This window comes from Providencia sp. M-27, assembly GCF_011077905.1.
GTDB lineage: Bacteria > Pseudomonadota > Gammaproteobacteria > Enterobacterales > Enterobacteriaceae > Providencia > Providencia huaxiensis.
This window is the reverse complement of sequence record NZ_JAALBT010000001.1, coordinates 668,438-682,925: the sequence shown is the minus strand read 5'-3', so window position 1 is coordinate 682,925 and position 14,488 is coordinate 668,438. Positions and strand designations below refer to the sequence as shown.

Sequence of the window (14,488 nt, the reverse complement as noted above, 5' to 3'; positions counted from 1 at the left end):
TTCACTTTTATATCATTCAAGAGGAAAATACAATCAATGCAGCATTTACAAGCGATCATTGAACAAGCGTTCGAAGAACGAGCTAATATCACACCAAATACCGTATCAAGTTCGGTAAAACAAGCCGTGTTAGATACCATTGCATTACTCGACAGCGGAAAATTGCGTGTCGCTGAAAAAATTGCCGGTGTTTGGGTTACCCATCAATGGCTGAAAAAAGCAGTTTTGTTATCATTTCGCATTCAAGATAACCAAGTCATTGACGGTGCAGAAAGCCGTTATTTCGATAAAGTCCCAATGAAATTCGCAGATTATGACCAAGCTCGCTTCGAGAAAGAAGGTTTCCGAGTTGTTCCTCCTGCCGCGGTTCGTAAAGGTGCTTATATCGCTAAAAATAGCGTATTAATGCCGTCATATGTCAATATTGGTGCTTACGTCGATGAAGGTACAATGGTAGATACATGGGCAACCGTTGGCTCCTGTGCCCAGATTGGTAAAAACGTGCATTTATCTGGTGGCGTAGGGATCGGTGGTGTACTAGAGCCATTACAAGCCAACCCAACGATTATTGAAGACAATTGCTTTATTGGAGCTCGTTCTGAAGTGGTCGAAGGGGTGATTGTTGAAGAAGGCTCCGTCATTTCAATGGGTGTTTATTTAGGACAAAGCACCAAAATCTATGACCGTGAAACAGGTGAAATTCATTACGGCCGAGTCCCTGCAGGTTCCGTGGTTGTTTCAGGTAATTTGCCATCAAAAGATGGTCGTTATAGCCTGTATTGCGCCGTCATTGTCAAGAAAGTCGATGAGAAAACCCGCGGTAAAGTAGGCATTAATGAATTATTAAGAACGATTGATGAGTAATTAAACGTTTAAAACTTCATGCCAAACCTATTACTGGTTTTTATAATAAGCTTTATAGTGAGCCACTGTAATTAGGTTAAAAAACCAAAGCTATCCCGAATCGCATACCCCCGTATGCAACTCGGGTGGCCATATCAGTGTTACCTTTTAATATTAGCGCATTAATTGCAAAGAGAAGTTTGTCAATTTCTACAAATCGCGCATAATATGTCCGTGGCTTTTGCCGTTTACCTCTAATAAAACTGTATTATTTTATTTTTCATTATAATGATGCTGTTTGTGTAATAACATCATTCTATCTATCACCCAAACGAATGGGATAGATAACTTATTAACGAGAAATAGACCGATATTGTTACGGCCTGCTCACACTATCACTTTGTTCACCGACTCTGTCTCTACAGTAAAGCGAGCTAACATGTACGATAATTTGAAAAGTTTAGGCATCAGTAACCCTCAAGACATCGACCGCTACACCTTGCGCCAAGAAGCGAATAATGACATTTTAAAAATTTATTTTCGCAAAGATAAAGGTGAGTTTTTTGCTAAAAGTGTAAAATTCAAATATCCACGCCAGCGTAAAACTATTGCTGACGGTAATAATAATTTCAAAGAAATTAATGAAATTAACACTAACCTGCGTTATGCCATCGAAGAACTAGACCAAATTTGCCAAACAGATCAAACTGATATTGATTTAAAACACAAAATTCTTGATGACTTACGCCATCTTGAACACGTGGTTTCAAATAAGATCGCAGAAATTGAAGCGGACCTAGAAAAATTGACCCGTAAATAATTTACAGGTGAAATGATTAATTTACTGCGCCGTAGCACTGCCAATATTTATCATTAATATAGGTAATACTACGGTGCAGACATTTAGAGCAGCCCCGCCCACGCTTCAACCCAAGGCTTAGCAAACTCCTCTGGAACATCCACCTCAATTGCATCAATAAATAAAATATCACCAATACGGGTCGCTGATTGTTCAGATAACAGCTCATCAAAACGAATACCAGCCCCACAAAAACTTTCATAACTGCTATCACCTAAAGCAATTAGGCCATAACGTAAATCAGGTTGATAACCGACAACATCTTTGATTTCACTATATAACGGAGCGATAGTGTCCGGTAAATCCCCTTGCCCTGTCGATGAGGTAACAATAAGTGCAATTTCATTACCTGAATTATAAAGTTGCCAATCGTTCAAGGTGGGCTCATCAAAAACAACCACTTCATGCCCTTGCTGCTCTAAAATTTCTTGTGCTGTTTCTGCAACAGCTAAAGAGTTACCGTAGACAGTTCCAACAAAAATGCCTATTTTTGACATAACTTTCCCTCTATTTTATCGTTAACTTGATGAGTTAATAACGTTTATCCCTAGTTTTTCAACTTTGCCTGACCATCCAAATTGCTCAATTAATGACAACCATTGTGTATCCCATGTGGCAACCAACGATATATTTTCTTTTGTTATTGGGTGGTTTAAATTTAATAAGCTGGCATGTAGCATCAGGCGAGACACTGAAAAATGCGTATTCACACCTCTATTTTGGCGTAAGTCTCCATGCTTGCTATCACCAATAATAGGGTGACGAAGGTGAGACATATGCCTTCTCAATTGATGTTTACGGCCAGTTTCAGGTTTTAATTCAACTAAACTAAATCTTGATGTTTCATACCGCCCAATACCAATGGGACATTCAACTGTCGCTATCGGTTTACAGTGGGTAACACACTCCTGCAAAACAGGCTCACGTGATGCATGTTTATCCGCAATTTTATCTAACTCTTCTAATAGCGGATAATCGATGGTTTGCTCTTCGGTTAAATAACCACGAACAACAGCGTGATACACTTTTTCTAACTGATGGTTTTCAAATTGAGCCGATAACAGCCTTGCAACCTCACTCGATAATGCAAAAAGCAATATACCTGATGTTGGCCTATCGAGACGATGAATGGGATAAACATACTGGCCAATTTGGTCCCGTAATGTTTGCATCACAAAGACGGTTTCTTTACTGTCTAGCCAACTGCGATGCACTAGCATCCCCGCGGGCTTATTCACTGCGACCATATACTCGTCGTGATAAATAATTTCCAACATCAATAAATTACCCACGGGTCTTCGTTGAGAAAAATCCATCTAATTCACGCAAATAATTAATAATTAGCGTGTATTGTTCTTCTTCATCATGTTTATAAGCTTCTTCAAAATAAGGAGCAACCGCAAAATTAGTTGGCAGCGTAGCGCCTTGCTCAATTAACATTTGCAGGCGGGGGATCAAAATCCACTGTAACCACTCTATCGCCTCCATCGTGTCTATACAAAAAGGCTCTACACTGTTAAAAGCATCTGGCAAAGGCGGTTGTTCCCCCCAAAGAGATTTTAATTTCATTTCCTCTTCTAAGTGACGAAGTTTCTCAATGATACGTTGTTCAATATTCATACTTAAACTCATTTAGTGATGACAATGGCAAATATACGGTATTTTCTATCACAATTCTGTCGAATAAATGGGGTTAAAAATGAGTAAATACAAGTTTATTCATTTTTCTTATCTATAGTTATTATCACCACCATTAATCTGACAACTCACTTAATAAGATTTGTTTATATTTCGTTGCAGATAACACATGTAAAATTAAATGTTTTATCAATTTAGAACTTACAAAATAATTAACAACAAAATGGTTTATTTATGGGACGACTAAAACAGTGGCGCAAGGAAAGTAAAGTTTGGAAAGCCTTAAACTCTAAGTATTTTGAATTAAAAAGAAAAATACGCATTACAAAGCTACCTTCGTCACAATATCAGCAGTATCAATTTATGTGTCAAAACTACCGTAGCGCTCAGTTTTCTTCAGTTATTGAAGGCGTTCCTCACTTCATTGAGCGCCCAATCAATAAGTACCTACATAAAAGCTGGAATGGAAAACAAAAATTATTAACTGCCAGCTATACGCTCAATTTAATTGAAAACACATTTACACCCGAAGCTATTGAGACAATGTTCTGTACAAAGCGCGAAGGGCTTCTTGTGGCAAACATTGAATTAAAATCAGGGGAATTTGCTCAGTTAACGTTGATTTATTCTCAATATCCTCGGGAAGGTGACCTCACTTTACACTTGAGAAATGAAACGGGTGACGATATTTATTTAATGAGTTTTTCCTTTGGCCCAGAAGGACAATTGTACGTGTGCTCTTTGCAAGGCCCTTCCACTGAACAAAGTGTCGACCAAGTTAGGTTGATAACTAAGCAAATGCACGGAATGAGGCCCAAAAACCTATTAATGTCCGCGGTTTATGCAGTAGCAACCTTCTTTCAGGTAAAATCAATATTAGGGATTTCAAACCAGTGCCATATTAAGAGCCAGCATTTGAAATCAAGCTACGATACGTTTTGGCAAGAATGTAGTGCGACGAAAACACCTGATGGTTGGTTCCAATTACCTATTCAAGAACCTGTACGAGATATAGAGTCAGTGAAAAGCCAGCGTCGTGCTGAATTTCGCCGCCGAGAAGCACTTCGCGATACCATGACCCAAGATATTATTGCCTCGTTAACCGAAAATTCGATTAAAGCAGAGCATTGATTTTTAATCAATTAAAGTATCTTTGATACTTTTTTCACCACTCTACTGCAATAAACTCATAACTAAAAAAGCCAGTCAACCGAAGCTGACTGGCTCATACTTTAAAATTTACGCATCCTGCAAATGACTTCCCGTCACTCAACATCCTGTTGATTAAAACAAATTTATAGATCCGTCACCTAGTCGCGTTCCATCGCCTTGTTTTAAACAATTTTCATACCTTACACTAAGCAGTAAGGTATAAAAAGCTAAACGAGTTTACCCTGTCCAGCGAGATAAGAATGCATTAAATGTATTAATGAAACAACCTAGCAAAATAAACAATAACATAGTGAAAACACATACAAATCACAAACCAGATAGTAACGCCATGAAATTAAAAGTTAAATAATTATCATTACAATATAAAGAACATTTTTTAAGAAATGACTTAGCTCAATTGTAGGCATTTACTTACACAAACCCACTTAAAAACACTTACCCCTGAGGTTCAATGACAACCACGAGTTCATCGAGAAAATTTGTTAAATTCGAAGAAAGTACACGCCTTTGCTGACTACCAAATTTTTCTAATATAATTTCTCCCGTGAGATTACACATTGAAATCATTTCAATCTCTGATTCTAAAGTCGCAATAAACAGCGTGGGTGATAGCTTTAAACGCTTCTGAGTAACTAAATGACCAATTAAATTTTCTTGCAAACGGATGAAGTCATCTTCATTCCATACCTGCACTAAACTCAGCGTAATATCACGAAATGTGGCTTTCATATCACCAGCAAGCTGTGTCGTATAAAAAGCATGGATATCACCTTGCAAATTTATCTCCAATGCTGCCGCGACTTTGTCTAAGCTCGCATCCTTTATTGGGAATGGCTGAGGTTCCCAATAAACCCAGTTTTCACCTGTACGGACAATACATGGAGATGGAACACCATATAAGTCTGTTGAAGCAGGAGGCAAACCCGTTTGTTGGTGCCATTGCGAAATATATTTCTGCGTAAAATTTTGTAGTGCGACAGAGTGTGATGTATTCATAGTTATGTGTTTTCTGTAGCCTATTTAAAGAGAAAGGCGTCAATGTGGTAGATAAATGGTATTATGACAGAAGTTTGCAAATGAAGAAAATATCCCAATTTTTACCTGTTAGCCTCATTTTAAGTTTATGAAGTATAAGGACCCCTATGTCACACTACCAAAATAATCCCGCACTTAATAATTTAACACTTGGGAAGAAAACGGCTTACCATGACCAGTATGATGCCACATTATTGCAAGCCGTCCCTCGTAGTTTAAATCGTGACCCTTTAGCTATTCACGCTAAAGCACTTCCGTTTCACGGTGCCGATATTTGGACAATGTATGAGCTTTCATGGCTAAATCAGCGTGGGGTTCCTCAGGTAGCAATAGGTTCGGTTAGTGTTGATGCTAATAGCGAAAATTTAATTGAATCAAAAAGTTTTAAGCTTTATCTAAACAGTTTTAACCAAACACGTTTTGAAACTTGGGAAAATGTGCGAAGCGCTTTGCAAAATGATTTAAGCCACTGTGCTAATGGCCAAGTAAGCGTTACACTTCATAAATTAGCCCATTTTTCTCATCAACCTATCCAGCCATTACTTGGCGAATGTATTGATGAGCAAGAAATTGATATTGATAATTATGAGTTTAATCGAGACTATTTGGCGAATTGTACTCAGCAACAGGTTGTCGACGAAACGTTAGTGAGCCATTTATTAAAATCAAACTGCTTAATTACCAATCAACCTGACTGGGGCTCTGTGCAGATCCACTATCGTGGGCCCAAAATTGATCGCGAAGCCTTATTACGTTATTTAGTTTCATTTCGCCATCATAATGAATTTCATGAACAATGCGTTGAACGCATTTTCACTGATATTATGCAATTGTGTAAACCTGAAAAATTAAGTGTTTACGCACGCTATACTCGCCGTGGAGGGCTTGATATAAACCCATGGCGTAGTAATGAAGAATTTAAGCCTGAATTAGGTCGTTTATCACGGCAATAAATGTATACAGTTGAAAAATAAATGTAATTAATACATTTACAGTACAATCACATATCAAGAACCCATTGGGTAAAGGAGTACTACTTGATTACTCATATCAGTCCATTAGGATCTATGGATCTACTCTCTCAACTTGAAGTTGACATGCTAAAACGCACGGCCAGTAGCGATTTGTACCAATTATTTAGGAATTGCTCTTTAGCCGTTTTGCATTCAGGCAGCTTAACCGATAGCAGTAAAGAGCTTTTAGAAAAAAGTAAAGATTTTGATATCAACGTATTACGCCGTGAGCGTGGCGTTAAGCTTGAACTTATCGAGCCACCAGAAAAAGCCTTCGTTGATGGCAAAATCATCCGCACCTTACAAGCAAACCTGTTTGCTGTATTACGTGACATTTTATTCGTACATGCGCAAATTACGCATGCCAAAGAGCGATTCAATCTAGACCTCGAAAATGGCACACACATCACTAATATGATTTTCTCCATCTTACGTAATGCTCGCGCACTGCATATTGATGAAGACCCAAGTATGATTGTTTGCTGGGGCGGCCATTCAATTAATGAAATTGAATACCTATATGGTCGTAAGGTCGGTAACGAACTTGGCTTACGTGAACTCAATATCTGTACAGGCTGTGGTCCTGGAGCTATGGAAGCACCAATGAAAGGTGCCGCTGTTGGCCACGCCCAACAACAATACAAAAATAGCCGTTTTATTGGCTTAACTGAACCTTCAATTATTGCGGCTGAGCCACCAAATCCATTAGTGAACGAGCTCATCATTATGCCTGATATCGAAAAACGTTTAGAGGCATTCGTTCGATTAGGTCATGGGATTATAATCTTCCCAGGTGGTGTCGGTACTGCTGAAGAGTTGCTTTATTTACTTGGTATTTTGATGGATCCGGCTAACAGTGAACAAGTTCTGCCATTAATTTTAACGGGTCCAAAAGAAAGTGCAGAATACTTTGAAGTATTAGACGATTTTATTCGTCACACTTTAGGTGATGAAGCCAGTAAGCACTACCAAATTATTATTGATGATGCACCAGAAGTTGCTCGTGTGATGAAACGTAGCATGCCACAAGTTAAAGAAAATCGCCGTAGCACTGGTGATGCCTATAGCTTCAACTGGTCGATCAAAATTGCTCACGATTTACAGCATCCATTCGAACCAACCCATGAGAATATGGCATCACTGAACCTACACCCAGGACAAGCGCCTGAAAAATTAGCTTCAGATTTACGTCGTGCTTTCTCAGGTATTGTCGCTGGTAACGTGAAAGAAGTTGGTATGAAAGCCATCGAAAAACATGGCCCATTCAAAATTCATGGTGATAGTGAGCTAATGAAGCGTATGGATGTGTTATTACAAGGCTTCGTTGAACAACATCGTATGAAATTACCTGGTGGTACAGCATACGAACCTTGCTATGAAATCGTGAAATAAATAATGATGGCGTATTTATGATCCATTTATTAATTATTGATGCATTAAACTTAATACGCCGGATCCACGCGGTGCAAGGAAGCCCGTGTGGAGAAACTTGTTTATCTGCAATAGCACAGTTGATCACCCATACAGACGCCACACACATTGTTGCAGTGTTTGATGAAGAAGGTCGTCATCAAAGCTGGCGTCATGAAAAACTGCCTGATTATAAAGCTGGCCGGCAACCGATGCCTGAAGATTTGCATGCCGAACTCCCTGCATTAATCGCTTTATTTAAAGAAAAAGGAATTCACTGTTGGCAGTCTGAAGGGGATGAAGCTGATGACTTAGCCGCAACCTTAGCAACACGCATTGCGGGCTCAGGGCACACGGTTACCATCGTATCCACAGATAAAGGTTATTGCCAACTACTTTCCCCTAACTTAAGAATTCGCGACTATTTTCAAAAGCGCTGGCTTGATATCCCTTTTATCGAAAAGGAATTTGGTGTTTCTCCTGAGCAACTTCCTGATTATTGGGGACTCGCAGGGATCAGTAGCAGTAAGGTTCCTGGGATTGCAGGTATTGGCCCCAAAAGTGCTACAACCCTATTGCAGCAATACCATTCTATTGAAAATATATTTGCTAATTTAGATAAACTTGAAGATAAGTGGCAGAAAAAACTCATCAATCAACAGGAAATTGCATTGATTTGTCGAGATATCGCGACTTTAAGAACCGATATCGCGCTACAAGGAAATTTGAATCAGCTGCGTTATATAACCAACTAATATAAAAAAGGCCACTTTATTAATTAGTGGCCTTCTCATTGACTGATTTTATGGATTAATAATACTCACGTGCCATTGGATTTGCCGACCATATCCTCATCACGTGCACAGTCACTTCTTCACGGTCATGATAAAGCTGCTTCGCTTGAATCAACACATTAATGCCTTGCTCTTTGAGCTGTGTTTTCATCTTTTCTAAGATATGTGAAACTTCTTCATAGCGCTTTTTCATCGGCAATTTTAAGTTGAAAATAGCTTCTCGGCACCAACCTTGTGCAAGCCAATCCGTCATTAACGCAGCAACTTTAGCGGGTTTTTCAACCATATCACAGACTAACCACGTAATGTTGTGGGAAGTAGGCTTAAATTTAAACCCATCTTCACGGTGATGCTTAACTTGCCCTGTATCCATAAGGCTTTCTGCCATTGGGCCGTTATCTACAGCATCCACCATCATACTGCGTTTTACCAATTGATAAGTCCATCCACCTGGACATGCACCAAGGTCGACTGCTTTCATCCCGCTCGCTAGACGCTCTTCCCACTCTTCATAAGGAATGAAGACATGGAAAGCTTCCTCAAGTTTTAAGGTTGAACGACTCGGAGCATCCGATGGGAATTTTAATCTTGGGATCCCCATATAGAAGTTCGAACTATTATTAGTATATGAATACCCGGTATAACAACAACCTGGGGCTATAAAAAATACATGAATAACAGGCCGCTTAAAGTTTTCGAGTGGCAATAAGATTTTTTCTTTACGTAATGCATTACGTAAAGGTACCGTAAACTTGCGGCAAAATTTCAGCAGCTCTTTCGACTCGTTGGTATCAGCAACTTCAACACGGATATCACCTGCCCGCGCAACTTGCTGACTCAATGCATTTACAATCGGAGTAATACGGTCTTCAGGCGGTAAGTCCTTAAGTAAATCCCCTATTACAATCATTTGACGAGCAAAAATTAATTCTCGAAAAGGCAACGTCCGTGCGAGTGTGTCTGCATCTTCTGCTTGATAGCACTCAAAAATAACATAACCACTGTTTTCTTTTACGCGAGCAAAACCATAAATCTCTTTTTGCCCTGCTTTATCTGTAATCTCTGCTGCACATTCTTTTTCAAAGCCTGGACGGCAATATAGTGCAATTTTATTACTCATTGCGTGACGCCGATTTCCTTAGACGCATAGCGCCAATAACCACTAACAGCCAACCAATTAGGAAACATACACCACCTATTGGCGTAAAATAAGAGAAGTATTTTACCTGCAATAGTGCCATACAATAAAGGCTACCGCTAAAAAGAAGTATCCCAACAGAGAAAAACACACCTGACCAATAGAACCATAGGATAATTTTACGTAATAAAATTGCCCCGAGCACCATCAGTGCTACAGTATGCAACATTTGATAACGCAGTCCTATTTCAATCCAGTCCATTTGATGGACACTCATAATTGACGATAACGCATGTGAACCAATAGCCCCAAAAGCAACAGTAAAGAAGCCACTAATTCCAGCAAAAATTAACATCAAACGACTATTCACAGTAACACCTTTTATTTAAATACTTGATTACTGAATAAGCGCCACATCTTGGTCACCCGTAATAAAGCCTAATTTCTCTTGTTCACTTGCTGCCTGCCCAAGGATCCATTGGCGAAATGCAGCTATTTTGCCTAAATCTGCCTGATTTTCTTGGCAAACTAGGTAGAATGCGTTTTTACTAACTAACACCTCACTAAAAGGGCAAACTAAGCGCCCAGCGTCAATTTCATTTTTGGCCATCACATTATTCGTTAATGCAACCCCCTGACCATGAACAGCAGCTTGAATAACCATAGCACTATGACTAAAAATGGGACCTTGCTGTACATTGACTACATTTTGTAACTCTAGTTGCTTAACATATGCCTGCCAGTCTCTTCGTGAAGAATCGTGAAGTAACGTATGTTTTGCTAGATCTTCAGGAACTTTTAGTTGGCTATCCCCAGTTAATAAAGATGGCGAACACACAGGCATTAAATATTCAGCATAAAGCCTATCTGTTCTTAATCCAGGCCAATTACCTTTACCGTAGAAAATAGCGACATCAACGTCATCAGCCAATTTATCTTCTTCTCTATCTACAGCCTGGATCCGCACATCAATGCCTGGATAGGCTTGATTGAAGCCTGAAAGCCTTGGTACCAGCCATTGAATTGCAAAGCTTGGGGATAAACTCACTGTTAATGCCCCCTTCGCGCTTCTTGCTTGTAACTTACGCGTCGCCTCATTCAAAGAAGAAAAAATTTCTTTAATATCAAGGTAATAACTTTGTCCCTCTTCTGTCAACAACAATGAGCGATTGCGCCGACGAAATAATTTCAACCCAAGGAAATCCTCCAAACTTTTCATCTGGTGGCTAACGGCCGCTTGAGTAACAAATAATTCTTCTGCTGCCTTAGTAAAACTTAAATGACGAGCTGCAGCGTCAAAGACTCTCAGTGCATTTAGGGGCGGTAATCTTTTAGACATAATCACTTCTACTTGGCATCTTGTTATGCATTAGTTTTTTTCATCCGAAGCATTATAATTTGTCCCTTGAGGATACGCTAGTAAATACCTATAGTATGCACACTTCCTAAGCCGGAACGAAAAGTTACAGAGTTTAGTTACTTTGAAACTTTTGGCTTTGTGGTTGTGATGTTGTGTTTGCAAGTTGTCTGGTTGAACCAGACCTTTGTAGCTTTAGCTACTGTTTTTTCACTTCCTGTACATTTACCCTGTCTGTCCATAGTGATTTTATATAGTGCACCGCCAACGCGCGGTGCTTTTTTTTACTCTTTTTTTAATGCTATTTCGGCATTTACTTAAGCAATTTAACTTAATAAATACAAATATCTATAGATAAATACAAGTGTACCGAAAAAACTTTCAGTAAGATATTTAAGATAAATCTTGAAAATTATTCACTAAGTACTTAAAAAAATAAATTTATAAACAAAAGGCGTTGCATTGCAATGCAAAACACTGAATCATCTTGAAACCACATCTGGAAGAATTGCTAACAATTAATACCAAACGTAACAGAATATTTCAATGATTAGATTGAAAAATGATAAGTTTAAATTAATCAGAAAATAACTATAAATGTACTAATAAATGTACAATCAACTAATACAGCACTCAGTAAAATCAAAACACATTGAAATTTTGACTAAAAAGAAAATACTCATGGATCATTTTAGCGCTACCACATTTCGCCTCGCCTTCCCAGCGATAGACTCGTCAACACTATTTTTTGATAGTGCGGCTACGGCTCTGAAGCCTATTGCCATGATCAATACATCAAATGACTATTATCGCTTGTCAGGCAGTTCCGTATACCGAGGTCAGTCACCTGAATCACTAAAATTAACACGTGATTATGAGCAGGGGCGAATTCGTGCCGCAAAATATATTCATGCTTCAAATGAAAAAAATATTATTTGGACACGCGGGACAACAGAATCAATTAATTTAATTGCACAAGGTTATTTTCGCTCAACATTACAACCTGACGATGAAATTATTGTTAGTGAAATAGAACATCATTCAAATTTATTACCATGGATTATGCTTTCGCAACAAACAGGTGCCAAAATTATAAAATGGCCAGTTGAAAAAAACCTGACGTTAAACCTTGATGTACTCAAATCTAAATTATCTGAAAAAACGAAAGTTATCGCTATCACACAAATGTCCAATGTAACTGGGTATCAACCAGATATACAGACAGTAACTCAACTTGCTCACCAAGTAGGAGCTCTCGTCGTTGTTGATGGCGCACAAGGTGTCGTTCATAGCCCTATTAATGTCAGTGAGCTGAATGTCGATTTCTATGTATTTTCAGCACATAAGTTATATGGACCCACAGGGCTTGGGGTTTGCTATGCCAAAACAGAACTTTTAGAGCAAATGACCCCTTGGCATGGTGGCGGTAAGATGTTGACTCACGTCACATTTGATAATTTTACGCTTGCTCCTATTCCCCAACGATTCGAAGCAGGAACACCGAATATTGCTGGTGTAATTGCCTTTTCAGCTGTTCTAGAGTGGCTGGAAGAGATAAATTTAACACTAGCAGAAACATATACTTGCTCATTAACCGAATATGCAGCTAAAAAACTATCGGCACTTCCCGGCTTTATTAGTTATAGTGTGCCTCATTCTCCTTTGCTATCATTTAACTTCAAAGATGTTCATCATAGTGATCTGGGAGCCCTCTTGACCGAGCAAAATATTGCACTACGCTATGGTCAACACTGCACCCAACCATTAATGAATGCATTAAATATAAGTGGCTGCTTGCGCGTCTCAATGATGCCTTACAACAACCTGCAAGATGTCGATAAATTTATTGACGCAGTCACCGTTTCACTTTCTATACTCAATGAATAAATCAATAAAGGAAGCCTAATGACTTCGACTAACCATGAACTTGCTCCGCACCCATTCGGTACAGAGATTAAAATTCAAGAAATAGTTGAACAGTTTTCCACACATAAAGCATGGGAAGATAAATATCGTTTATTAATTCAATTTGCGAGAAAGCTGCCTGTATTGTCTGATGATGAAAAACTGCAAACTCAAGAAGTTAAAGGCTGTGAAAACCGAGTTTGGATCGGAGCACGGCTCAATGATAATGAAACATTTCATTTTTATGGGGATAGTGAAGGCCGGGTAGTAAAAGGGTTATTTGCTATTTTATTAGCCGCGGTAGAGCAAAAAACAGCAAAAGAGATCATGGAAATTGATTTTGACCACTTATTAGCTCAAACCGGCTTACCTTCGCAACTCAGCGAGTCTCGCCAAAATGGTATTCAATCACTCGTTACTGCAATTCAAAATATTGCCAATGAAATGACACCTGCGTAATTCATTAAATGAGGCTATCTATCGCAATAGCCTCATTCGCTTTACAGATTTTCCATTTCTCGTTGTGACTTTGCTATCATTTTTTTAAGTGCATGTGAAACGGCAACAAACCCAAAACTCGCTGTAACCATAGTAACTGCGCCAAAGCCTGAAGCGCAGTCCATACGCTTAGAACCATCCGCAGTACTTTTTGCCGCACATACCGTGCCATCGCTTTGTGGATAAACAAGTTGCTCGGTAGAAAAAACACAGTCAATCCCAAGCTTTCCTTTCCCGTTTTTAATGACGTTAAAATCAGATTTTAAGCGTTCTCGCAACTTAGCCGCTAATGGGTCTTGGATAGTCTTAGCCAAGTCTGCCACTTGAATTTTTGTTGGGTCGATTTGCCCACCAGCGCCCCCTATGGTGATAATAGGTATTTTAAAGCGCCTACAATACGCTAGTAACGCTGCTTTAGGCCTCACACTATCAATAGCATCAATAACATAATCAAACCCCGTACTAAGGTAGTGAGCGACATTATCGACAGTAATAAAGTCATCAATAACATTCACTACACACTCAGGGTTAATTTCTAAAATACGATTTTTCATCACCTCAACTTTTGGTTGCCCAACCGTCGACTTGATGGCATGTAATTGACGATTAGTATTAGTCACACAGATATCATCCATATCAATCAATGTGATGAACCCAATACCTGAACGAGCAAGCGCCTCCGCGGCCCATACACCTACCCCACCAACCCCAATGACACAAACGTGAGAACGTGCAAAAAGATGAAGAGCATGTTGCCCATATAAACGCCCGATCCCAGCAAAACGCTGCATCCAAGCATCAGAAAGCTTAGCTTGCATAATAACG

At 39.1% G+C, this 14,488-nt stretch carries 16 protein-coding genes; 8 read left to right on the top strand and 8 right to left on the bottom strand.

What is annotated here, in order from left to right:
• Positions 1 to 36 precede the first annotated feature (36 nt).
• Positions 37 to 864 (top strand): 2,3,4,5-tetrahydropyridine-2,6-dicarboxylate N-succinyltransferase, encoded by an 828-nt coding sequence (dapD, locus tag G6Q48_RS03165; RefSeq protein ID WP_102139940.1) that lies wholly within the window; start codon positions 37 to 39, stop codon positions 862 to 864.
• A 418-nt stretch (positions 865 to 1,282) separates the two neighbouring features.
• Complete coding sequence (locus tag G6Q48_RS03160) at positions 1,283 to 1,663, top strand: DUF3461 family protein (RefSeq protein WP_004908747.1); 381 nt, start codon at positions 1,283 to 1,285, stop codon at positions 1,661 to 1,663.
• Positions 1,664 to 1,746: 83 nt separating this feature from the next.
• On the opposite strand, the gene G6Q48_RS03155 is transcribed toward G6Q48_RS03160, so the two are convergent.
• The 3 genes from G6Q48_RS03155 to G6Q48_RS03145 are packed head-to-tail and all read right to left on the bottom strand — an operon-like array spanning position 1,747 to position 3,322.
• The gene (locus G6Q48_RS03155) at positions 1,747 to 2,199 is read right to left on the bottom strand and encodes a flavodoxin (protein WP_102139941.1); all 453 of its coding nucleotides are present in this window, start codon (positions 2,197 to 2,199) and stop codon (positions 1,747 to 1,749) included.
• A 21-nt stretch (positions 2,200 to 2,220) separates the two neighbouring features.
• Positions 2,221 to 2,979 (bottom strand): tRNA pseudouridine(65) synthase TruC, encoded by a 759-nt coding sequence (gene truC, locus G6Q48_RS03150; protein WP_102139965.1) that lies wholly within the window; start codon positions 2,977 to 2,979, stop codon positions 2,221 to 2,223.
• A gap of 7 nt (positions 2,980 to 2,986) precedes the next feature.
• Positions 2,987 to 3,322 carry a YqcC family protein gene (locus tag G6Q48_RS03145; RefSeq protein WP_102139942.1) on the bottom strand — a complete coding sequence of 112 codons (336 nt, stop codon included), beginning with the start codon at positions 3,320 to 3,322 and terminating at the stop codon, positions 2,987 to 2,989.
• A 252-nt stretch (positions 3,323 to 3,574) separates the two neighbouring features.
• Here G6Q48_RS03145 and G6Q48_RS03140 point away from each other — a divergent pair, with 252 nt between their 5' ends.
• The gene (locus G6Q48_RS03140) at positions 3,575 to 4,471 is read left to right on the top strand and encodes a DUF535 family protein (RefSeq protein ID WP_102139943.1); all 897 of its coding nucleotides are present in this window, start codon (positions 3,575 to 3,577) and stop codon (positions 4,469 to 4,471) included.
• A gap of 477 nt (positions 4,472 to 4,948) precedes the next feature.
• On the opposite strand, the gene syd is transcribed toward G6Q48_RS03140, so the two are convergent.
• Complete coding sequence (gene syd / locus G6Q48_RS03135) at positions 4,949 to 5,509, bottom strand: SecY-interacting protein (protein ID WP_102139944.1); 561 nt, start codon at positions 5,507 to 5,509, stop codon at positions 4,949 to 4,951.
• Positions 5,510 to 5,655: 146 nt separating this feature from the next.
• Here syd and queF point away from each other — a divergent pair, with 146 nt between their 5' ends.
• From queF to xni, 3 genes are all read left to right on the top strand, one after another.
• A complete protein-coding gene (gene queF / locus G6Q48_RS03130) occupies positions 5,656 to 6,501 on the top strand; it encodes an NADPH-dependent 7-cyano-7-deazaguanine reductase QueF (protein ID WP_102139945.1) in 846 nt (281 codons plus the stop codon).
• Positions 6,502 to 6,585: 84 nt separating this feature from the next.
• On the top strand, positions 6,586 to 7,953 hold the full coding sequence (ppnN, locus tag G6Q48_RS03125) for a nucleotide 5'-monophosphate nucleosidase PpnN (RefSeq protein ID WP_102139946.1): 1,368 nt from the start codon (positions 6,586 to 6,588) through the stop codon (positions 7,951 to 7,953).
• Positions 7,954 to 7,970: 17 nt separating this feature from the next.
• Positions 7,971 to 8,726 carry a flap endonuclease Xni gene (xni, locus tag G6Q48_RS03120; protein WP_166264457.1) on the top strand — a complete coding sequence of 252 codons (756 nt, stop codon included), beginning with the start codon at positions 7,971 to 7,973 and terminating at the stop codon, positions 8,724 to 8,726.
• A gap of 55 nt (positions 8,727 to 8,781) precedes the next feature.
• Here xni and rlmM read toward each other — a convergent pair whose 3' ends face one another.
• From rlmM to G6Q48_RS03105, 3 genes are read right to left on the bottom strand one after another with little or no spacing between them, the layout of a single operon-like run.
• A complete protein-coding gene (gene rlmM / locus G6Q48_RS03115; protein ID WP_102139948.1) occupies positions 8,782 to 9,885 on the bottom strand; it encodes a 23S rRNA (cytidine(2498)-2'-O)-methyltransferase RlmM in 1,104 nt (367 codons plus the stop codon).
• Positions 9,878 to 10,273, bottom strand: a complete 396-nt coding sequence (locus G6Q48_RS03110) for a DUF423 domain-containing protein (protein ID WP_004908716.1) — start codon at positions 10,271 to 10,273, stop codon at positions 9,878 to 9,880. The genes rlmM and G6Q48_RS03110 overlap by 8 nt, the downstream gene beginning before the upstream one ends.
• 27 nt (positions 10,274 to 10,300) lie before the next feature.
• The gene (locus G6Q48_RS03105) at positions 10,301 to 11,242 is read right to left on the bottom strand and encodes a transcriptional regulator GcvA (protein ID WP_102139949.1); all 942 of its coding nucleotides are present in this window, start codon (positions 11,240 to 11,242) and stop codon (positions 10,301 to 10,303) included.
• 699 nt (positions 11,243 to 11,941) lie between these two features.
• On the opposite strand from G6Q48_RS03105, the gene csdA reads away from it, so the two are divergent.
• Together csdA and csdE are read left to right on the top strand one after the other, a co-directional pair.
• Complete coding sequence (csdA, locus tag G6Q48_RS03100) at positions 11,942 to 13,147, top strand: cysteine desulfurase CsdA (protein WP_166264455.1); 1,206 nt, start codon at positions 11,942 to 11,944, stop codon at positions 13,145 to 13,147.
• Between the two features lie 18 nt (positions 13,148 to 13,165).
• A complete protein-coding gene (gene csdE / locus G6Q48_RS03095; RefSeq protein WP_102139951.1) occupies positions 13,166 to 13,624 on the top strand; it encodes a cysteine desulfurase sulfur acceptor subunit CsdE in 459 nt (152 codons plus the stop codon).
• 41 nt (positions 13,625 to 13,665) lie between these two features.
• On the opposite strand, the gene tcdA is transcribed toward csdE, so the two are convergent.
• Positions 13,666 to 14,481 carry a tRNA cyclic N6-threonylcarbamoyladenosine(37) synthase TcdA gene (gene tcdA / locus G6Q48_RS03090; protein WP_102139952.1) on the bottom strand — a complete coding sequence of 272 codons (816 nt, stop codon included), beginning with the start codon at positions 14,479 to 14,481 and terminating at the stop codon, positions 13,666 to 13,668.
• Positions 14,482 to 14,488 lie beyond the last annotated feature (7 nt).